We start from the raw sequence: 20180 nt of genomic DNA on the forward strand, positions 1-20180 counted from the left end.
GGAAAACGGTGGTCTTGCCAATCGCCCTGTCGCGGGCATTCGGACTATCTGCAAACGGCCGCCACCGAAAGGCGAGCCGCTGCGTCTTTAGGGCCAGCCCCGCCTAGATTGCCTTGCCCTTGTCATCGAACCTGTGGATTTTGGTATCGTCGGGCGTGATGAAGACAGTGTCGCCGTGCTTGCAGGCGAATTCGCCGTCCGCGCGGGCGGTAATCGGGCCGATGCCTGGGACATCGATATGCAGAAAGGTGTCGGAGCCGAGATGTTCGGCGACGGTGACCTTGCCCTGCCAGAGACCGCTTTCCTTCGACAGCACCAGATGTTCCGGCCGAACCCCGGCTGTGGCGGCACCCTTTTGGCGGGCGAAGTCACCGGTGATGAGGTTCATGCGCGGCGAGCCGATGAAGCCGGCGACGAAGAGGTTGGCGGGAGAGCGATAAAGCTCCATCGGCGAACCGACCTGCTCGATATTGCCACGGTTCAGCACCACGATCTTGTCGGCCATGGTCATGGCCTCCACCTGGTCGTGGGTAACGTAGATCATCGTCGTTTTCAGCGTGTTGTGCAGCTCGGAAATTTCCAGCCGCATGGTGCCGCGCAGCGCCGCATCGAGGTTGGAGAGCGGCTCATCAAACAGGAAGGCGGAAGGCTCGCGCACGATGGCGCGGCCGATGGCCACGCGCTGGCGCTGGCCGCCCGAGAGCTGTGAGGGCCGGCGTTCGAGATAATCGGTGAGGTTCAGCACCCGTGCCGCATCCTCCACCTTCCTGTCGATGACCGCCTTGTCGAGCTTGGCCATCTTCAACGGGAAGGCGATGTTGTTCCTGACACTCATATGCGGATAAAGCGCATAGGACTGGAACACCATGGCAAGGCCACGTTCGGCCGGCGCACGCTCGGTCACATCCTTGCCGTCGATGACGATCTTGCCGCCAGAGACATCCTCCAGCCCGGCGATCAGGCGCAGAAGCGTGGACTTGCCGCAACCGGAGGGACCGACGAAGACGACGAATTCGCCATCGTTGATATCGAGATCGATCGACGGGATGACCTTTGCCTCACCGAAGACCTTGGACACGTTCTGAAGGGAAATGCTGCCCATGTTTGTCGTTCCTTATTTCACGGCGCCAAAGGTCAGGCCGCGCACGAGTTGCTTCTGCGAGAACCAGCCAATGACGAGAATGGGGGCGATCGCCATCATCGAGGCGGCCGAAAGTTTTGCCCAGAACAGCCCCTGCGGCGAGGAGAAGGAGGCAATGAAGGCCGTCAGTGGCGCCGCATTGGTGGTGGTCAGCCGGATGGTCCAGAAGGATTCATTCCAGGCGAGGATGACGTTCAGGAGCAGCGTCGAGGCAATGCCGGGCACCGCCATCGGTGTCAGCACATGCACGATCTCGTTCCACAGCGATGCGCCATCCATGCGCGCCGCTTCCAGGATCTCGCCGGGAATTTCCCGGAAATAGGTGTAGAGCATCCAGATGACGATCGGCAGGTTGATGAAAGTCAGCATGATGGTGAGGCCAATGCGGGTATCGAGCAGGCCGGCATTGCGGAAGATCAGATAGATCGGCACCAGCACCGCGACGGCCGGCATCATCTTGGTGGAAAGCATCCACATCAAAATGTCCTTGGTGCGCTTGGTCGGCGAGAACGCCATGGCCCAGGCGGCGGGAATGGCGATGATCAGCGCGATGATCGTAGAACCTAGTGACAGCACCACCGAGTTCATGAAGGGCTTGAAGTAATCGCGCTGGGTCTGGACCGTCACGTAATTCTCAAGCGTGCCCGAGGGAATGAGGCTGAAGCCGGCGATCGCCTCCGGCTCGGTCTTGATCGAAGTGAGGAAGGCGTAAAGGATCGGGAAGAACAGCAGGAGCGCGACGATCCATGCAGCGATGGAGAAGCCGATCTTTGCGCGAGTGGTTGTCTTGCGGGCCATGATGTTTCCCCTTTACCGGTCGAGGTTCTTGCCGACCGCGCGCATCAGGAAGATGGCGACGATATTGGCGAGGATGACGGCGATGATACCGCCGGCCGAAGCGCCACCCACGTCGTAACCCAGAAGCGCGGTGCGATAGATCAGGAAGGCAAGGTTGGTGGAAGCGTAGCCTGGGCCGCCATTGGTGGTGACGAGGATTTCCGCGTAGACACCGAGCAGGAAGATCGTCTGGATAAGGATGACGACCGTGATGGCGCGGGAAAGATGCGGCAGCGTTAGATAGATGAAGCGGTTGGCGAAGTTGGCGCCATCCATCTCGGCAGCTTCCTTCTGCTCACCATCGAGCGATTGCAGCGCGGTGAGCAGGATCAGCGTCGCAAAGGGCAACCATTGCCAGGCGACGATGATGATGATGGACAGCAGCGGAAACTGTGCAAACCAGTCCACCGGCTGGAAACCGAAAAAGCGCGAGAGATCGGCAAGCACGCCGTAGCCGGGATGCATGATCATGTTCTTCCAGACCAGCGCGGCAACCGGCGGCATGACGAAGAAGGGCGAGATGATCATGATGCGCACGATGCCCTGGCCGAAAATGTCGTTGTCAAGCAACAGAGCAATGGCAATGCCGCCGATCACGGTGATCAAAAGCACCCCGCCGACGATCAGCAGCGTGTTCCAGATCGACTGGAAGAAGGCGGGGTCGGTGTAGAAATACTGATAATTGAACAGGCCGGCGAAGCTGACATTGGCCGGGTTCAGGAGGTTGTAGTTCTGGAACGAGAACCACAGGGTCATTGCCAGAGGCACGATCATCCAGACCAGAAGCAGCAGAACCGAAGGCGCAAGCATCACCCGCGCAAGACCGCTTGTGTTTCGTGTTGCCATTTGCACTCACCTCCCCTTGGGCTCGGGCATCAAGAGATGCGCCCGGCATATCCGGAAGAACCGGCTCATTCTTGTTTTGATTTGAAAGCTATCGAAGCCGCATGGCGGTCTTCAGCCCGCAGTCTCGCTGCCCGGCATTGGCGCCGGACAGCGATCTTCGGGAGGATTACTTGATGTAACCGGCGCGGGTCATTTCGCGCGTCGCCGTCGACTGGGCGCTCGCAAGCGCGTCATCGACACTGGACTGACCGGCAACGACCGCCGAGAACAGCTGACCAACCGTGGTGCCGAGCGCCTGGAATTCAGGGATCGCCACGAACTGACCGCCGGTGTAAGGCACGGGCTTTACAGTCGGCTTGGTGATGTCGGCGGCATCCATGGCGGCAAGCGTCGGCTTGGCGAAGGCGGCTGCCTTTTCATAGTCGGCGTTCTTGTAAAGCGAGGTGCGGGTGCCCGGAGGCACGTTTGCCCAGCCTTCCTTGGAAGCGACGAGTGCGGTGTAGTCCTTGCTGGTTGCCCAGGAGATGAACTTCTCAGCGGCTTCGGCCTTCTGCGAGCTCTTCGGGATAGCAAGGTTCCAGGACCACAGCCAGTTGCCATGGTTCTTCAGCTCGCCATGGGTCGGGAAGAGCGCGTAACCGACCTTGTCGGCAACGGTGGAATCCTTCGGATTTGACACGAAGGAGGCAGCCACAGTGGCGTCAATCCACATGCCGCATTTGCCCTGCTGGAACAGCGTCAGGTTTTCATTGAAACCGTTGGAGGAGGCACCGGACGGGCCGGCATCCTTCATCAGATCAACGTAGAACTGCAGCGAGCTCTTCCATTCCGGCTGATCGAACTGCGGCTTCCAGTTTTCATCGAACCAGCGGCCACCGAAGGAGTTGGTGAGCGCGCTGATGAAGGCCATGTTCTCGCCCCAGCCGGCCTTGCCGCGCAGGCAGATGCCGTTGATATCGGCCTTGCGGTCGGTGATCTTGCGAGCCGCATCGCCGATGAATTCCCATGTGGGGTTATCAGGCATCTTCAGGCCGGCTTTTTCAAACAGGTCCTTGCGATACATGATCATGGCGGATTCGCCATAGAAGGGGGCTGCGTAAAGCTTGCCGTCAGCGGAAAGGCCGCCACGGATCGCCGGCAGAATGTCGTCGACGTCATATTTGTCGCCGAGCTTTTCGAGCGGCAGCAGCCAGCCCTGCTTGGCCCAGATCGGCACTTCGTAGTTGCCGATGGTCATGATGTCATATTGACCGCCATTGGTGGCGATATCGGTCGTCACGCGCTCGCGCAGGACGTTTTCTTCAAGCGTTACCCATTCGACCTTGATATCCGGGTTCTTGGCGGTGAAGTCCGAGGTGAGACCCTGCATGCGGATCATGTCGCCGTTGTTCACGGTGGCAATGGTCAGCGTCTCGGCGGATGCAAGGGTCGAAAAGGCGAGTGCCGAGCATGCGCCCAGCAAAATGGTCTTCAATGTCATATCTTCCTCCCAGAAGAAAAATGATGAGCATTCGCTTTGCTCTGGGGCATTTACTCACCCGGAGACCAAAAATGTCAAGCGACATCCTGTGCTGCGACGCACATGGAAAAACCAAGCTCTTGATTTTACGTGTTTAATTTTTGCTCAGTGTGTGAGCAAATATTCACTTGTCGCTTCGTCGGTGATGAGCCCGTTCAACAGGGCACCCTTCAGCGCCGCCAGAATCGATGCGTTCTTGCGCGCACCCTGCGCCATGCCGATGACGGTGCAGGTGTCTCGTGAGGGAATGGGAACGGAGGCAACGCGCTCGTTGACAGCGTGATCGAGGATGTGGCCGTTGGCATCATAAATCCACCCACAAATCTCTCCCACCGCCCCGCTCGCCATCAGTGCCTTCATCTCGTCGACATCAAGAAACCCATCGACGCAGAGCGGTGCATTTTCGCCGAGCTCACCGATACCGACGAAGGTAACATTGGCAGCGGCCCCCAGCGCCAGCGTGGAGCGCACCATGGATTGATCGTGCAGCAACTCGCGTTCTTCCGCCGATGAGCAGAGCACCGGCAGCGGCATCGGGAAATGCCTGGCCTTGATCGCGTCGGCCATGCTGAAGATGACGTTGTAATAGGCGGCCGATCCGTCTGGGCCGATATTGCCCGTCAGCGAGACGATGCGGTGCTGCGGGCATTCCATCGGCGGCAGCTGGTCCACGGCGGCCTTCAATGTACGGCCGGTGCCGATGGCGAGCACGATGGGATCGACATTTCTCAGCCAGCGCTCGATTTCCGCCGCTCCGGCCTCGGCGATACCCACCGTGGAAGAAATCCCGGCAGGATCGCTCGGCACGACTTCGATATATCCAAGGCCGAATTTTTCCTTGAGACGTTCGGCTTTTTCGAGACAGGCGGCGATGGGGTGGTCGAGCCGAACCTTGATTAGCCGCTCGGCAACGGCCAGCGACACCAGCCGCTGCGCCGACTGCCGGGAAATGCCCATGGCGGCGGCGATCTCGTCCTGCGTGCGACCGGCGACATAATAAAGCCAGCCGGCACGGGCCGCATCATCCAGCCGTCCATGTGCGTCGTTTCGTCTGGCCATGCCGCTGCCCTCTGAGAATTACGTCTGCGCATTTGCTGGCATTTTTTCGCAGCGGCTGTCAAACGGGGGATGCGGAAGAGAACGCTCGGCGGTGCGGCGTAATTCTTCTCCCCGCCGGGGAGAAGGTGGCCCGAAGGGTCGGATGAGGGGGCAACGCCAGCAATATGCGGAGAGCTTGCCCCCTCATCCCGCTGCCGCGGACTTCTCCCCCCTCGGGGAGAGAAACAAGTGGCCGCCGCCCGATTCCCTACCGGCGCTCAGCCCGAAGCCAGCACTGCTCAATCAAGCCGCTTCCTGGACCAGATGCCCCGCCGAAACCTCACGATAAAGCCGCTGCGGCGGCACATAGTCCACCGGCCGGATCGGGCTTCTGATCTCGTCGGTCGCCATGTTGCGCTTGATCTGCCGTCGCGCGGGATCAGGCACCGGAACGGCGGACATCAGCTTCTTCGTATAGGGGTGCTGGGGATTATCGAAAACGGCCGCGCGCGGGCCGATCTCGACGATCTCGCCAAGATACATCACCGCCACCCGGTGACTGACGCGTTCCACCACCGCCATGTCATGGCTGATGAACAGGAAGGCGAGGTTGAGGTTCTGCTGCAGGTCGAGCAGCAGGTTGCAGACCTGCGCCTTGATCGAGACATCGAGCGCCGATACCGCCTCATCGGCGACGATGACCTTGGGATCGAGCATCAGCGAGCGGGCAATGGCGATGCGCTGGCGCTGGCCGCCGGAAAATTCATGCGGGAAGCGCCGCATCATATCCGGGCTCAGGCCCACTTTTTCGAGAAGATCGGCAGCCTTTTCCCGGGCCTGCTGTTTGGTTCCGAGGCGATGTTCGATAAAGGGCTCCATGATCGCCGTGCCGACGCTCATGCGCGGGTCGAGCGAGGCGAAGGGGTCCTGGAAGATCATCTGCACGCTGCGGCGCATGGTTCGCAGCGTCGTCTTGTCGAGCTTCAGCACCTCGTAGCCATCGAGCATGACATCGCCTGACGTCGGCTCGATCAGCCGGGTGATGGAGCGGCCCGTGGTGGACTTGCCGCAGCCCGATTCACCCACCAGCGAGAGGGTTTCGCCCTCGGCGAGATCGAAGGAAACCTTTTCCACCGCATGCACGGCGCCGGATTTGCGGCCGAATAGGCCGGAGCGGATGTCGAAACGGGTGGTCAGATCCTTGACCGAAAGGATGGGCGTGCGGCCGCCGGAGACAGTATCCTTCACGTCCGCGACAGGCTGACTTTCGCCGGTCTTGATATCGATGATCGGGAAACGGGCCGGCAGCAGCCTTTCCTTCATCGAACCCAGCTTCGGCACCGCGGAAAGCAGGGCACGCGTATATGGGTGGCGGCCACGATGGAAGATGTCGTCGGTGGTGCCGGTTTCCACCACATCGCCACGGAACATGACGATGGTGCGGTCAGAGACTTCCGCCACCACGCCCATATCGTGGGTGATGAAGAGAACCGACATGCCCTCCTCTTCCTGCAATGTCTTGATGAGGTCGAGAATCTGGCCCTGGATGGTCACGTCGAGCGCCGTCGTCGGCTCGTCGGCGATCAGCAGCTTCGGTTTGGAGGCAAGCGCCATGGCGATCATCACGCGCTGGCGCATGCCGCCGGAAAACTGGTGAGGATAATCGTCGAAACGGTTCTTCGCATTGGGAATGCGGACTTTTTCCAGAAGCCGGATGACCTCGGCCTTTGCGGCAGAGGAGGAAATATCCTGATGTACGGTCAGCGCTTCGGCGATCTGCTTGCCGATCGGAAAGATCGGGTTGAGGCTGGTCATCGGCTCCTGGAAGATCATCGAAATGTCCTTGCCGCGGACCTTGCGCATCTCTTCCTCCGGCAGTGCCAGCAGATCGCGCCCGCCGAGCATGACCTTGCCTTCGATGCGGCTCGTCTTTTTATCGAGCAGCCGCATGATGGAGAGCGAGGTGACGCTCTTGCCCGAGCCGCTCTCGCCGACGATCGCCACCGTCTCACGCGGCGCGATCTCGAAACTCATATTGCGCACCACGGATTTCCAGCCGCCATCGACGCGGAAGGAGGTGGTGAGATTTTGAACCGATAAAACCGGGCTGACCGAACCGCCGGTCTGTTCCATTGATGTCGCTGCCAAAAGCATGCCGATCTCCTGAAAAGCAGAAGGCGGCCACGAGGGGCCGCCGGATGTCTCATGCAGCAAGTGCGGTTTCGGCCATCGAAACCCAGTAGCTGATGCCGTAAGGCAGCGCGTCGTCATTGAAATCATAGGCGGCATTGTGCAGTCCGGCGGTATCGCCATTGCCGATGAAGATGAAGGCGCCGGGGCGCGCTTCCAGCATGTAGGAGAAATCCTCGGCGCCCATATGCGGATTGGGATTGGTGTTGACGGCATTGGCGCCGGCCACACCCATCGCCACGCCGGTCGCGAATTCTGTCTCGTCACTGTGGTTGAACGTGACGGGATAACCGCGATCGTATTTCACCTCCACCGTCGCGCCATGAGCCATGGCGGTGGCGGCGGCCACTTCCTTGAGGCGCTTTTCGGCGAAATCGCGGGTCTCCGGCAGCAGCGTGCGCACGGTGCCGGTCAGCGTCACCGCACCGGGAATGACGTTGGACGCCGTGCCGCCATGGGTGGTGGCCACGGTGACGACGAGTGATTTCAACGGATCCGTCTCGCGCGAGACAATGGATTGCAGGGCGATGATGATATGCGCCGAAGTCAGCACCGGATCGATGGAAAGATGCGGTGCCGCCGCATGGCTGCCCTTGCCGGTGATGGTGATTTCGAAGCTGTCCGCAGCCGCCATGGTGGAACCCTTGCGGATGGCGAACTGCCCGACGGGGATGCCCGGCTCGTTATGCATGCCATAGACCTGCGAGATGCCGAATTTCTCCATCATGCCGTCATTCAACATGGCAAGCGCTCCTGCGCCACCTTCTTCCGCCGGCTGGAAGATCACCGCCACCGACCCCTTGAAATTGCGCGTCTCGGCCAGATATTGCGCCGCACCCAAAAGCATGGCGGTATGCCCGTCATGACCGCAGGAATGGGCCTTGCCCGGCGTCTTCGAGGCCCATGGCTTGCCGCTCGTCTCAAGGATCGGCAGCGCATCCATGTCGGATCGGAAACCGATGGTCGGACCATCCCCGTGCCGGCCCTTGATGATGCCGACCACGCCTGTTTTGCCAATGCCCGTTTCGACCACGTCGCAGCCGAAGGATTTCAGTTTTTCGGCAACGAATTTCGATGTTTCGTAGACATCGTAGAGCAGTTCCGGGTGTTCATGCAGATGGCGCCTCCAGCCGGCAACTTCTTCCTGCATTTCAGCCACACGGTTCAATATCGGCATTCTCTTTTTCCCTTTTTTTGTTCCCCGCCGGGTTGTCGGACGCCATATTGAGTTTGGAATTTCCTCTTTTGCAAGCATGAAATTTGCTGCATGAGCGAAAAATAGGCCCAAAACTAAATGGCTCAAAATTTGTTCATCAATGAAACATTGGGACTTGCTTTTCAAAAAAACTGACAATAGCATCATCTGGAATGGAGGAATATTCCTTAGCAAAGTCAAATAGTTAGAATAACAGACCTTGCACATGACGACGGGAAAAGCGTCAAACATTCAAACAGATAAAATCCAAAAAGGGGAAAACCACAATGAAGAAGCGCAGCGTTCTCTTTGCCGGCACGGTGGCGGCCATGGCTCTCGCGGGCTCTGCCGCCCACGCCGAGCGCGGCAGTGACGGCGAACTGAAAATCCTGTTCTGGCAGGCCGTATCGACGCTTAATCCCTATCTTTCGGGTGGCACGAAGGAAGTCTACAGCTCGTCCATGGTTATCGAGCCGCTGGCGCGGTATGACGAAAAGGGCGAGCTGGTGCCGATGCTGGTGACCGAAATTCCGACGATCGACAATGGCGGCGTCGCGAAGGATCTGCTCAGCATGACGTGGAAGCTGAAGACCGACGTGAAGTGGTCTGACGGCACGCCCTTCACCGCAGAGGATGTGATCTTCACCTGGAAATATTGCACCGCGCCCGATGGCGGCTGCGCGCAGGCGGCACAATATGAGGGCGTGAAGAACGTCGAGGCCATCGACGCCCACACCGTCAAGGTCAGCTTCACCGAGCCGAAACCCTACCCCTATTCGGCATTCGTGGGCGCACAGTCGCCGGTCATCCAGAAGAAGCAGTTTGAAAAATGCGTCGGCGCGGCAGCTCCCGGCTGCACCTCCGCCAATTTCGGCCCCATCGGCACCGGCCCCTTCGTCGTCAAGGATTTCAAGCCGAACGACGTCATCAGCTTCGTTGCCAACCCCAATTACCGTGACCCCGCCAAGCCCGCCTTCGCCACGGCGACCCTGAAGGGCGGCGGCGATGCCGCTTCCGCCGCGCGCGCCGTGCTGGAAACCGGGGAATTCGACTATGCCTGGAACATGCAGGTGGAGCCGGAAATCCTCGCCACCATGGTGGCGGCCGGCAAGGGCAAGCTGGAAACCGCCTTCGGCACGCAGGTCGAGCGTATCAATCTTAACTGGTACAATGCCGATCCTTCGCTGGGCGACAAGCGCTCCACCAAACAGGCCGGTCCCCATCCGGCCATTTCCGATCCCGCCGTGCGACGCGCGCTTTCGCTCGCCATCGACCGTGAGGTCATCGATGAAGCAGGTTACGGAGAAGCGGGCAAGCCGACCTGCAACATCGTACCGGCTCCGGAAGCCGTCGCTTCCACCAAGAATGACAGCTGGTGCCTGAAGCAGGATGTGGAAGGCGCAAACAAGCTATTGGACGATGCCGGCTGGGTGAAGGGTGCCGATGGCATTCGCGCCAAGAATGGCGTGAAACTTTCCTTCCTTTACCAGACGTCCACAAACTCGGTTCGCCAGGCCACGCAGGAACTGGTGAAGGACATGTGGTCGCAGATCGGCGTCGCTTCCGAACTGCGCAATGTCAGCGCCTCGGTCTTCTTCGGTGGTGACCCGGCGAGCCCGGATACCTTCCAGAAATTTTATGCCGACGTCGAAATGTACACCAACAATTTCGACGGTACGGACCCGGAAAAATATCTGGCGGAATGGCTGTGCGACAAAATTCCGGCCCCCGAAAATGGCTGGCAGGGGCAGAATATTCCGCGTTACTGCAACCCGGAATTCGACAAGCTTGTGGGTGAACTCTCCAAGACCGCCGACCTTGCCAAGCGTGCGGAGATTTCCAAGCAGCTCAACGACATGCTGACGGAGGAAGGCGCGCATATTCCGCTCATCCACCGCGGCAGCGTTTCCTCGCATTCGCTGACGCTGGAAGGCGTGCGCATGAATGCCTGGGACTCGGAACTCTGGAACGTCGCGGACTGGTCCCGCAAGAAGTAACACGCAGATGCGCCGGCTTCTCCCCCGGAGAGGCCGGCCTTCTGCATGCCCCTGGACCATGTTCTGAAGACACATTTGCCGCGTTAAGGCGAAATAGCTCCCAATTTTCGCTCTGCCGCGCTCTGGGTCTGGAGAGTTTCAGATGTTTACCTTTACGCTCCGGCGGCTAGCCTTTGCCGTTCCGACGTTGCTCGTCATCAGCTTCGTCATCTTCGCGCTGCTTGATCTCGCGCCCAACGATCCGACCGGCGACCTTCCCCTCACCATCCCGCCTGAAGTGCGTGAGCAAATCCGTGCCTCGCTTGGCCTCGACCAGCCCTTCTTCATCCGTTACCTGATGTGGCTGCAGCAATTCTTCATCAACGAGCCGCTGAACCTCTTCGAAAAGCTGACCGGCTGGCAGATCGGCGATGGCAGCCGTATGCGGGTGCTTTCCTGGGCGACACGCAGCCCGGTGGTCGATCTCGTCATCCAGCGCATGCCGCAGACACTGTGGGTGGTGGGCCTTGCCTATCTCTTCGGTGCGCTGCTGGCGATCCCGATCGGGGTGATCTCCGCCTACAAGCAATATTCGATCTTCGACCAGATCGGCACTTTCGTCTCCATGGTCGGTTATTCGGTGCCGACCTTCTTCACCGGCGTGTTGCTGGTCGTCATCTTCAGCTCTTACCTGCAATGGTTCCCTTCAGTCTACGACACCAATCTGAGGGTCACGGACTGGGCGAGCTTCGTGGCGCAGGTGAAGCAGATGTTCCTGCCGGTGCTGGTCCTGACGCTCTATAACGTCTCGCAGATCAGCCGCTTCGTGCGCGCCTCCATGCTCGACAACCTGCATCAGGATTACGTGCGCACCGCACGCGCCAAGGGCGTGAAGGAAAAATCCGTGCTGCTCATCCACGTGCTGCGCAACAGCCTCATCCCGGTCGTAACGGTTATTGCGCTTGGGGTGCCGACCATCTTCTCCGGCGCCATCATCACCGAGCAGATTTTCCGCGTGAACGGGCTTGGCCAATTGCTGATAACAGCCGTTCAGGGGGCGGATATTCCGCTGGTTCAGACGCTGACCTTCATCTTTGCGGTGCTGATCGTGCTCTTCAACCTGATTGCCGACGTGCTTTACGGCATTCTCGACCCGAGGATCCGCTATGACTGACGCCACCATTACAGCGCCGACGGTTGCGGCCACCCCCACGCAATCCGCCCTTGCCGATATCTGGAAACAGTTTCGCGTTCACAAGGGCGGCGTGGCGGGGCTCTTCGTCTTTATCTTCATCCTGCTCGCGGTCTATGTCGGGCCTTATATTCACACCGTTGCTCCGAACGCCATCAATGTGAAGGCGCGCAATCAGTGGCCGTCGCTGGCGCATCCCTTCGGCACCGATAATCTTGGCAAGGACATGCTGGCGCAGGTCCTGGCCGGCGGGCGCATTTCACTTGCCGTCGGCATCACCGCCATGCTGCTGGCTCTGTTCCTCGGCACGCTGGTGGGTGTTCTGTCAGGTTATTTCCGCAGGCTGGACGGACCCTTGATGCGCCTCACCGACCTGTTCCTGGCCCTACCGCTTCTGCCGCTGCTGCTCGTCATCCTGATGCTGTTTCGCGACACGCTGCGTGCGGCCTTTGGGCCGGAGACTGGCATCTTCATCCTGATCGTCTTCGTGATCGGGATAACCAGCTGGATGCATACAGCCCGCATCGTGCGCGGTGATGTGCTGACGATCAAAAGCCAGGAATTCATCATGGCTGCGAAATCGAGCGGCATGCGCGAATACCGCATCATCCTCAGGCATATTCTGCCGAATGTGCTGAGCTCGATCATGGTCTCCGCCACGCTCGGCATCGCTGCCGCCATCATCACGGAATCCGCCCTCTCCTTCCTCGGTCTTGGCTTCCCCTCCGACTTTCCGACCTGGGGACGGCTGCTGTTCGACGGCGCGAACTTCCTGCAACTGACGCCCTCGCGCGTGTTGTGGCCGGGGCTGGCGATTTCGCTGACGGTTCTGAGCGTGAATTACATCGGCGATGCCGTGCGCGATGCGCTTGATCCGCGGGCGCTGAAGAGCTGAACGCTTCCCTTCCCTCATCCCTGTGACAAGCACAGGGATGAGGTTGAGCGTATCGCGGCACAAAAGCGCAACGCGTCCTAGTGATAATTCACCTTTTCTGCATCCAGAATGCTGTCCGCATCCAGCGCGGCAATCGGGATATCGTTCCGCGCCGGAATATCGCCAGAAAGCTGAAGCGCGAGATAACGCCCGCAGCAGACCCGCAGGAACGAGGTGAAATTGCCGAGATCGTGCCCGGCATCGATCGATTCATTATAGAGCTTGGCGATGAGCTGCACGCTGTTCATGCCGTCGCGCCGCGCGATCTCGTCCAGCGTCGTCCAGAAAAAGTTTTCAAGCCGGACACTGGTGACCATGCCATCGATGCGGAGCGACCGCGTATGGCTTTCCCAGAGCGCCGGGTCTGCCTTGATGAAGAGCTTGCACATGGTTTCCTCCCTCACCACGCCTGAGATATAGGCGGAAAACGGGGCCGGAAAAAGCCCCGTTCGCCGGTCTTATTTACCGAGCACCGCCATGAACTGCGAAAGCCAGGCGGGATGGGCGGGCCATGCGGGCGCCGTCACCAGCTTGCCGTCGGTCACCGCCGCATCGATGGCGATATCGGCATAGGTGCCACCTGCCAGCTCCACCTCCGGGCGGCAGGCGGGATAGGCCGAGCAGGTGCGGCCCTTGAGCACACCCGCAGCCGCCAGCAATTGCGCGCCATGGCAGACGGCCGCGACAGGCTTGTCTGCCTCGAAGAAATGTTTCACCGCCGCCAGCACGTCCGCATTGAGCCGCAGATATTCCGGCGCACGGCCACCCGGAATGACCAGCGCATCGTAATCCGCCGGTTTGATATCGGCGAAGGTGGCGTTGAGCGCGAAATTATGGCCGCGTTTTTCCGAGTAGGTCTGGTCGCCCTCGAAATCGTGGATGGCCGTGGCGATGGTCTGGCCCGCCTTCTTGCCGGGGCAGACGGCGTGCACCGTGTGGCCGACAGCGAGCAGCGTCTGGAACGGCACCATGGTCTCGTAATCCTCGGCGAAATCACCGGTGATCATCAAAATCTTCTTCGGCATGTCTGCTCCTCCCGTTTTCGAATGCCTTTGGGCACCCTAACAGGAGGGATCGAGATGCGGGTATTATGGCAATACTACATGCCCGATAAAGGTGATATCAGCCGGCCGGCGGCTCCGGCCAGCGCCGGACGCCACCACCCCAATCCTCGAAAGACTTGGACAATTTGAGCACGAATAGATCCTGGTAACGCGGACCGACGATCTGCAGGCCGATGGGCATGCCGGATGCCGAGAAACCGCAATTGATCGAGGATGCCGGCTGTTCCGACATGTTCCACGGCACGGTGAAAGCGATATGCTCGAAGGGGCGTGCAGGATCGTTGGTGGGAGAAGCCCAGTCGGCAGGATAGGAGACGATGGGGTTAACGGGTGAAATCACCACATCAACGGACTGCATCAACCGCCCGCAAACTTTACGCATTTCCATGGTCTGGTTGAAACCGAAAACGGCACGCGCGCCGGAAACATCAGCACCCTTTTCCGCCCATTCGTGAATATAGGGAAGGATCGCGGCACGACGATCCGCGCTCAACGCCACCATGTCGCCCCAGAACTTCGCCCGCCAGAAATCATCCAGCCCGTCGAGCATCTCACGCGTCAGCACCGGCTCGACCGGGATCACAATGGCGCCGGCCGCCTCGAACAGTTTTGCAGCCGCGACAACGGCGTCGCGCACCTCTTCGTCCAGCGGCAGGCCGCAGCCCGCATCCAGCATCAGTCCGATTTTCAGGCCTTTCATATCAATATCGAGGTCCATCCAGTCGATGCTGTTCGGCGGCAGCGATGTGCCGTCGCGCCAGTCCGGCCGCGAAAGCGTTGCCATGGCATAAGCCGCATCAACGACCGTGCGCGTCATCGGCCCGGCACAGCGGCCGGTATAATAGGGATCAACCGGGATACGACCCTGGCTCGGCTTGAAGCCGAAGAGGCCCGTCCACCCCGCCGGCAATCTTACCGAGCCGCCAATATCCGTGCCGATATGCAAGGTGCCGTAACCCGCAGCACCGGCCGAAGCAGCACCGGCGCTGGAGCCGCCGGGATTCTGGGTGGGGTCCCACGGGTTGCGGCTGAGCTTATGGAAGCTGGAAAGGCCGGAAGAGAGCATGCCGTAATCCGGGCACGTCGTCTTGGCATAGATAATCGCACCATCCTCACGGCAACGGGCGGCCACCGGCGCGTCTTCAACCGCGGGCACAAGCTCCACCGCCCTGGTGCCGAGCGGCACAGGATGGCCTTTCGTGGCGATGAGTTCCTTCAGCGAGACCGGAATTCCATCGAGGGCTCCCAGCGTTTCACCCTTTTGCCAGCGCTCCGTCGAGGCCAGCGCCTGCCTGCGCGCATCCTCCGGATCATAAGCGTAAAGGGCGTTCACGATAGGCTCGAATGCCTCGATACGCGCCTCCACCGCCTGCCAATATTCCGATGGCGAGAGTTTCTTTTCCCGGTAAAGCGCCAGAATTTCGAGCGTGTTGAGGTGTATGAGATCGGTCATGGCATCGTCTCGTCAGAAAAACAGGAAATAGGGGCGATATCGGCTTGAAGCGGTCAGCTTGTATCGCGCGGGTCCAGCAGGTCGCGCAGGCCATCGCCGAGAAGATTGAGGCCGAAGACGGCGAGCGCAATGGCAAGGCCGGGCATGATGGCAAGCCAGGGCGCCGCGCCGAGATAGGTCTGGGCGTCCGCCAGCATCCGCCCCCAGGTGGCGGCCGGCGGCGGCATGCCGAGACCGAGGAAGGAAAGGCCTGCCTCCGTCAGTATTGCCAGGCCCAGCTGGATCGTCACCTGCACGATGATCTGGTTGGAAATATTCGGCACGACGTGCAACATCGTGATCTTGGCGCGGTTCTGGCCGATGCTGGTGGCGGCGGTGATGTATTCCCGCGCCCAGATTTGCAGCGCAGCGCCAAGCGTCAGCCGCGCAAAGACCGGCACCATGAAGGTGGCGATGGCGATGATGGCGGTAAAGCGTCCCGTGCCGATGAAAGCACCGAGCATCATGGCCGACAGGATGGGCGGCACGGCGAAGATGATATCGCAGATGCGCATGACAACGGTTTCGGTAAAGCCGCGCAGCGCCGCGACCGTGACGCCGATCGCCGTGCCGATAAAGGCGCCAATGGCGACGGCGGCAATGGCGGTGGAAAGTGAGTTCCACGCACCGGCCATCAGCATGGAGAGCACATCGCGGCCGAAATGGTCGGTACCGAGACCACCGTAGACGAAGGGCGATTTCAGCTTTTGGACGATCTGCATCTTGGTGGGCGAAACCGGTGTCCAGACCAGCGACAACAGCGCGACGGCGACGAGAAAGGCCGTGACGGCAATACCGATAACGAAGGCCGGGCGGCGGCGGATAAATCGCATCATCGCGCACCTGCCCGCAGTCTCGGGTCGATGAAGAGATAGGCTATATCGACCACGAAATTCATGATGATGACCAGCGCCGAGAAGAACAGCACGACGGACTGCATGACGACGATATCCCGCTGGGTCAGCGCCTGATAGGCAAGCCGGCCAAGGCCCGGCAGGTTGAAAACGTTTTCCACCAGCACCGCACCCGCAATGAGGAAGGTGAATTGCAGGCCGATCATGGTGACGACGGGTATCATCGCGTTCGGCACCGCATGCCGCCACAGCGCCACTCGCTCGCTCAGGCCCTTGGCCCGGGCGGTGCGCACGAAATCCTCGTTCATCACTTCAAGCACGGCGGAACGGCAGACTCGGGTAAGAACGCCGGCCTGCGACAGTGCCAAGGCGACCGCCGGCAGGATGAGCGCCGTGAGACCCGCTGCAAAGCTTGGCGACCAGCCGGGAAAACCGCCCGCCGGCATCCAGCCGAGCGTGGTGGAAAAGACGATGATGAGCAGCAGCCCGACCCAGAAGCCCGGCACGGCAATGCCCACATGGGAAAACAGCCCGGCCGCGAAATCCAGCGCCCCGTTGCGGTTCCTCGCCGCCGCTACGCCGAGCGGGATGGCGATAGTGACGGACAGGCAAACGGCCAGCAGCGCAAGCGGCAGCGTCACGGCCAACCGCTCGACGATCAGGCCCGCCACCGGCACGCCATAGGTATAGGATTGTCCGAGATCGCCGCGGAAGACGCCAGCAAGCCAGTGGATGTAGCGCAGCAGCAGCGGCTGATCGAGACCCATCTGCTTTTGCAGTGCGGCCAGCGTATCCGGACTGGCCGAGGTTCCCAGCATGATGGCGGCCGGATCACCCGGCAGCAGGCCCATGACAAGATAGATGATGAGCGAGACGGCAAACAGCGTGATGACGAGGCTTACGAGACGCCGGATGAGGACGGCTAACATCTGGCATCTGCTCCTTGCGATACTTTACCCGCGACGGCTGGAAAGCTCCACACTCTCCCGTCATGCCGGACTTGATCCGGCATCCAGCCGACGCGCGTCTGCGCGGCGGAGGGAGCCTTTTCAGCCCAAGGACTTGGGCTGGCTGGATGCCGGATCAAGTCCGGCATGACGGAAGACATGAGTATCGTCAAACGTCACTCTTCCCAATGCACATCCGTCAGCACATTCGAGGGAATGGGCTCGTTTTCCCACAGCCCTTTCACCTTCTTGTCCCAGACCCCGAGCTTCGGCATTACGAACAGAAACAGAGCCGGCACATCTTCGGCGAGGATTTTCTGGGCGTCGCCATAAAGCTTTTCCTGCTCACCGGCATCCGCCGTCTTTTCGACGCTGGCGATGACCTCGTTGAAGGCCGGGTTCTTGTAGTTGAAATAATAGGGATCACGGGAGTAGATATCGATATCCATCGGCTCGGCATGGGCGACAATGGTCATGTCGTAATCCGCACCCTTCAGGACATCCGCCACCCATTTGGCCGGAAATTCCGTGGTCTCGATGGTCATGGTCACGCCGATTTCAGCCAGCATCGCCTGCAGGATTTGCGAGGTGCGCTGAGCATAGGCCATCTGCGGGGCCTTGATGGTGAAGCTGAAACCGTCCGCATACCCCGCTTCGGCAAGCAGCGCCTTGGCCTTATCGATATCATAGGGATGAACGCCCGTCGTATCGATGTATCCGCGATCATTCGGCGTATAGTGACTGCCGATGGCCGTTCCGAAACCGGACCATGCACCCTCGATGACCGTGCCACGATCCACCGCCATCATCAGCGCCTGGCGCACGCGCTTGTCGCTGAAGGGCTTGCGGGCGCTGTTCATGCCCGCCACGACCTTCAACTCGGTATTGCCGACGAAGGTGCCGAGGCGCGCATCGCCGTCAAACGAGCTCATCAATTCCGGCGCACCGAATTCCGGGAAGGCGTCGATATCGCCGGATTTTAGCGCCGCCGCCTGCGCCTGCGGATCGGAAACGAAACGGAACGTCGCCTTTTCCAGCTTTACCGACACGGCCTTGTCCCAATAGGCGGCGTTCTTCTGCAACTCCACCTTGTCGCCCTTGGCCCAGTTCACGAATTTGAACGGGCCGGTGCCGACGGGCGTGGTGCGGTTGGTCTCTGCGCTCTTGGGCGCGACCATGACGGAGGCAGGCCAGCCGAGCCAGTAGATGAGGCTGCCGGCGGGCTGCTTCAGCTTCAGCACCAGCGTGTCGGCATCCGGGGTCTCGATGCTGTCGATCGCCGCAAAGAAGCGTTTCTGCGGATTGACGGAAGCTTCACCACGCGCCCGGTCCAGCGAGAACTTCGCGACGGAGGAATCGAACGCCTCGCCGTCATGGAAGGTGACACCCTTGCGCAGCTTAAAGGTGTAGGTCTTGCCATCAGGGGAAATTTCCCAGCTTTCGGCGAGCTGCGGCTTCACCTTGCCCTTGCTGTCGATGGTGACGAGACCTTCGAAAATATTCTGCCAGGTGACCTGACCGATGGCGACGGGAGCGGCAATGGTCGGATCGAGACCGGTCGGCTCCACCGTCATGCCGAGCGTCAAAGCGGTTTTCGCCGCAGCTTCGGCCTCAGCAATCGAGAGCGGCAGAAAGAGCGCCGTGCCGAGAGCAAGCGCCAGCGCGGTACGGCGCGAGAGCTTCGCCGCCTGCGAAAGATAGGTACGTGGCATCCTTTAGTCCCCTGTCTGGCGGCCGGGGCATTTTTGCCCTTCAAAAGACCACCCGTTGCAAAAAGAGTGTCATGTTGCAGGCGCACACACAATCATGATTTTTGTGTGCTCCGTGTAGCTGAAATGGCTACACGGGAATGCGGGTGAAAATCAACCTTGGTGGGCAATTCCGGGAACGTCTCCGGTTGCTCGCCCCGCCGAGGAGAAGAAACTACCCTGCCGTCGCCTCACGCATGAAACGCTCGATGAAATCGGCAAGCTTGGAAGCTGCGAAGGACAATTGCCTGTCGGGCGCTACACAGAGGTCAATCTGGGTGTGGATACCCTTCTTGCCCGAGAGCGGAACGGCGACCATCTGGCCGCTACGGATTTCGCGCGCCACCGAAAGCGCCGGCAGCAGCGTGGCCGCGGCGTGACCCAGCACCAGCTCTTTCAGCATTTCCAGCGAACTGGTGATGAAAACGGGGTCAAGTTCGATATCCGCCTCGGCAAAAAGCATATCGAAGGCCTGACGCGCGGCAAAACTCTTGTCCGGCAAGGCAAGTGGCAACCCGGCCAGTTCCTTCAGCGACACCTCCGGCTGACCGGCAAGGGCATGACCGGCGGGAAAGATCGCATCGTAATTGATGCGCGTGCGCGAGCGCACCTTGACCCCGGAGACCTTTGGCGCAAAAAGGCTGACGACGAGGTCTGCTTCCGCAGCCCCCAGCGCTTCCATGGCTTGGCGCGCACTGGTGATATGGACCTCGAAACGCAGCTTCGGATACTTGAGGCTGAACTGCGCCAGCACCGGCGCCAGAAGGTTGGCCACTGTCGCGCCATTGGCGTAAATCGTCACCCGGCCGCGCTGCAGGCCTTTCAGATCGTCGATCAGCTGGTGCACATGGTCGAGTTCGCGCAGCGTCTTGCCGGCGCGGGCGGCCAGCAGCTCGCCCGCCGCCGTCAGCTTCACGCCACGGCTGGAACGCTCCACCAGGGGCGAGCCGAAATAATATTCGAGATTTTCGATCTGCCGGCTCACCGCCGTCGGCGCCACATTCAGGTTTTCCGCCGCGGCGCGCATGGAATTGGTGCGGACGAGTTCATCGAAATACATCAAGGCGCGCAATTGCATGGGTGGTACCTTGTTCGGGTGGGCTGGTGTGCGGCTCACCATATCATCGCAGCGTCGCGAGAGAATACTTCACCCGGAAAGATCGCTCGTGAAAGTAAAGCTCGCCGCTTGTTTCTTCTCCCCGCCGGG

The 20180-nt window shown here is 60.3% G+C and carries 17 protein-coding genes; 3 read left to right on the plus strand and 14 right to left on the minus strand.

What is annotated here, in order from left to right; translation table 11 throughout:
• Nucleotides 1-103: 103 nt before the first annotated feature.
• From ACZ47E_RS20570 to ACZ47E_RS20600, 7 genes are all read right to left on the minus strand, one after another.
• A complete protein-coding gene (locus ACZ47E_RS20570; protein WP_072493057.1) occupies nucleotides 104-1102 on the minus strand; it encodes an ABC transporter ATP-binding protein in 999 nt (332 codons plus the stop codon).
• Nucleotides 1103-1114: 12 nt separating this feature from the next.
• Nucleotides 1115-1939, minus strand: coding sequence for a carbohydrate ABC transporter permease (locus ACZ47E_RS20575; protein WP_004445255.1), 825 nt, complete (start codon nucleotides 1937-1939; stop codon nucleotides 1115-1117).
• Between the two features lie 12 nt (nucleotides 1940-1951).
• Complete coding sequence (locus ACZ47E_RS20580; protein WP_034496826.1) at nucleotides 1952-2824, minus strand: carbohydrate ABC transporter permease; 873 nt, start codon at nucleotides 2822-2824, stop codon at nucleotides 1952-1954.
• Nucleotides 2825-2990: 166 nt separating this feature from the next.
• Entirely contained in the window at nucleotides 2991-4304 is a 1314-nt protein-coding gene (locus ACZ47E_RS20585; protein ID WP_034496827.1) for an ABC transporter substrate-binding protein, read from the minus strand.
• A 144-nt stretch (nucleotides 4305-4448) separates the two neighbouring features.
• Complete coding sequence (locus ACZ47E_RS20590) at nucleotides 4449-5402, minus strand: sugar-binding transcriptional regulator (protein WP_278067598.1); 954 nt, start codon at nucleotides 5400-5402, stop codon at nucleotides 4449-4451.
• A 282-nt stretch (nucleotides 5403-5684) separates the two neighbouring features.
• Nucleotides 5685-7535, minus strand: a complete 1851-nt coding sequence (locus tag ACZ47E_RS20595) for an ABC transporter ATP-binding protein (RefSeq protein WP_022562770.1) — start codon at nucleotides 7533-7535, stop codon at nucleotides 5685-5687.
• 49 nt (nucleotides 7536-7584) lie between these two features.
• Nucleotides 7585-8748: a M20 aminoacylase family protein gene (locus ACZ47E_RS20600; protein WP_004445263.1), complete on the minus strand. Its 1164-nt coding sequence runs from the start codon at nucleotides 8746-8748 to the stop codon at nucleotides 7585-7587.
• A gap of 305 nt (nucleotides 8749-9053) precedes the next feature.
• Between ACZ47E_RS20600 and ACZ47E_RS20605 the strand changes: the two genes are divergently transcribed.
• From ACZ47E_RS20605 to ACZ47E_RS20615, 3 genes are all read left to right on the plus strand, one after another.
• The gene (locus ACZ47E_RS20605) at nucleotides 9054-10763 is read left to right on the plus strand and encodes a peptide ABC transporter substrate-binding protein (RefSeq protein WP_004445265.1); all 1710 of its coding nucleotides are present in this window, start codon (nucleotides 9054-9056) and stop codon (nucleotides 10761-10763) included.
• 142 nt (nucleotides 10764-10905) lie between these two features.
• Nucleotides 10906-11916, plus strand: a complete 1011-nt coding sequence (locus ACZ47E_RS20610) for an ABC transporter permease (protein WP_004445267.1) — start codon at nucleotides 10906-10908, stop codon at nucleotides 11914-11916.
• Nucleotides 11909-12829, plus strand: coding sequence for an ABC transporter permease (locus tag ACZ47E_RS20615; protein WP_004445269.1), 921 nt, complete (start codon nucleotides 11909-11911; stop codon nucleotides 12827-12829). The genes ACZ47E_RS20610 and ACZ47E_RS20615 overlap by 8 nt, the downstream gene beginning before the upstream one ends.
• Before the next feature lie 77 nt (nucleotides 12830-12906).
• On the opposite strand, the gene ACZ47E_RS20620 is transcribed toward ACZ47E_RS20615, so the two are convergent.
• The 7 genes from ACZ47E_RS20620 to ACZ47E_RS20650 form a co-directional block, all read right to left on the minus strand.
• Nucleotides 12907-13257, minus strand: coding sequence for a ribbon-helix-helix domain-containing protein (locus tag ACZ47E_RS20620; RefSeq protein ID WP_004445271.1), 351 nt, complete (start codon nucleotides 13255-13257; stop codon nucleotides 12907-12909).
• Nucleotides 13258-13326: 69 nt separating this feature from the next.
• Nucleotides 13327-13893 (minus strand): DJ-1/PfpI family protein, encoded by a 567-nt coding sequence (locus ACZ47E_RS20625; protein WP_004445273.1) that lies wholly within the window; start codon nucleotides 13891-13893, stop codon nucleotides 13327-13329.
• A 97-nt stretch (nucleotides 13894-13990) separates the two neighbouring features.
• The gene (locus tag ACZ47E_RS20630; protein ID WP_153775771.1) at nucleotides 13991-15385 is read right to left on the minus strand and encodes an amidase; all 1395 of its coding nucleotides are present in this window, start codon (nucleotides 15383-15385) and stop codon (nucleotides 13991-13993) included.
• A gap of 53 nt (nucleotides 15386-15438) precedes the next feature.
• Entirely contained in the window at nucleotides 15439-16260 is an 822-nt protein-coding gene (locus ACZ47E_RS20635) for an ABC transporter permease (RefSeq protein ID WP_004445277.1), read from the minus strand.
• A complete protein-coding gene (locus ACZ47E_RS20640) occupies nucleotides 16257-17207 on the minus strand; it encodes an ABC transporter permease (protein ID WP_004445279.1) in 951 nt (316 codons plus the stop codon). The genes ACZ47E_RS20635 and ACZ47E_RS20640 overlap by 4 nt, the downstream gene beginning before the upstream one ends.
• A 194-nt stretch (nucleotides 17208-17401) precedes the next feature.
• Nucleotides 17402-18937, minus strand: a complete 1536-nt coding sequence (locus ACZ47E_RS20645; RefSeq protein ID WP_137069394.1) for an ABC transporter substrate-binding protein — start codon at nucleotides 18935-18937, stop codon at nucleotides 17402-17404.
• A gap of 211 nt (nucleotides 18938-19148) precedes the next feature.
• On the minus strand, nucleotides 19149-20051 hold the full coding sequence (locus ACZ47E_RS20650) for a LysR family transcriptional regulator (RefSeq protein WP_004445283.1): 903 nt from the start codon (nucleotides 20049-20051) through the stop codon (nucleotides 19149-19151).
• Between the last annotated feature and the right edge of the window lie 129 nt (nucleotides 20052-20180).

Source organism: Agrobacterium sp. 5Ca39 (assembly GCF_055382365.1).

Excerpts from the sequence above, each read along its gene's own strand:
- ACZ47E_RS20570 (WP_072493057.1), bottom strand. The coding sequence starts at position 1,102 with ATGGGCAGCATTTCCCTTCAGAACGTGTCCAAGGTCTTCGGTGAGGCA.
- ACZ47E_RS20575 (WP_004445255.1), bottom strand. The coding sequence starts at position 1,939 with ATGGCCCGCAAGACAACCACTCGCGCAAAGATCGGCTTCTCCATCGCT.
- ACZ47E_RS20580 (WP_034496826.1), bottom strand. The coding sequence starts at position 2,824 with ATGGCAACACGAAACACAAGCGGTCTTGCGCGGGTGATGCTTGCGCCT.
- ACZ47E_RS20585 (WP_034496827.1), bottom strand. The coding sequence starts at position 4,304 with ATGACATTGAAGACCATTTTGCTGGGCGCATGCTCGGCACTCGCCTTT.
- ACZ47E_RS20590 (WP_278067598.1), bottom strand. The coding sequence starts at position 5,402 with ATGGCCAGACGAAACGACGCACATGGACGGCTGGATGATGCGGCCCGT.
- ACZ47E_RS20595 (WP_022562770.1), bottom strand. The coding sequence starts at position 7,535 with ATGCTTTTGGCAGCGACATCAATGGAACAGACCGGCGGTTCGGTCAGC.
- ACZ47E_RS20600 (WP_004445263.1), bottom strand. The coding sequence starts at position 8,748 with ATGCCGATATTGAACCGTGTGGCTGAAATGCAGGAAGAAGTTGCCGGC.
- ACZ47E_RS20605 (WP_004445265.1), top strand. The coding sequence starts at position 9,054 with ATGAAGAAGCGCAGCGTTCTCTTTGCCGGCACGGTGGCGGCCATGGCT.
- ACZ47E_RS20610 (WP_004445267.1), top strand. The coding sequence starts at position 10,906 with ATGTTTACCTTTACGCTCCGGCGGCTAGCCTTTGCCGTTCCGACGTTG.
- ACZ47E_RS20615 (WP_004445269.1), top strand. The coding sequence starts at position 11,909 with ATGACTGACGCCACCATTACAGCGCCGACGGTTGCGGCCACCCCCACG.
- ACZ47E_RS20620 (WP_004445271.1), bottom strand. The coding sequence starts at position 13,257 with ATGTGCAAGCTCTTCATCAAGGCAGACCCGGCGCTCTGGGAAAGCCAT.
- ACZ47E_RS20625 (WP_004445273.1), bottom strand. The coding sequence starts at position 13,893 with ATGCCGAAGAAGATTTTGATGATCACCGGTGATTTCGCCGAGGATTAC.
- ACZ47E_RS20630 (WP_153775771.1), bottom strand. The coding sequence starts at position 15,385 with ATGACCGATCTCATACACCTCAACACGCTCGAAATTCTGGCGCTTTAC.
- ACZ47E_RS20635 (WP_004445277.1), bottom strand. The coding sequence starts at position 16,260 with ATGATGCGATTTATCCGCCGCCGCCCGGCCTTCGTTATCGGTATTGCC.
- ACZ47E_RS20640 (WP_004445279.1), bottom strand. The coding sequence starts at position 17,207 with ATGTTAGCCGTCCTCATCCGGCGTCTCGTAAGCCTCGTCATCACGCTG.
- ACZ47E_RS20645 (WP_137069394.1), bottom strand. The coding sequence starts at position 18,937 with ATGCCACGTACCTATCTTTCGCAGGCGGCGAAGCTCTCGCGCCGTACC.
- ACZ47E_RS20650 (WP_004445283.1), bottom strand. The coding sequence starts at position 20,051 with ATGCAATTGCGCGCCTTGATGTATTTCGATGAACTCGTCCGCACCAAT.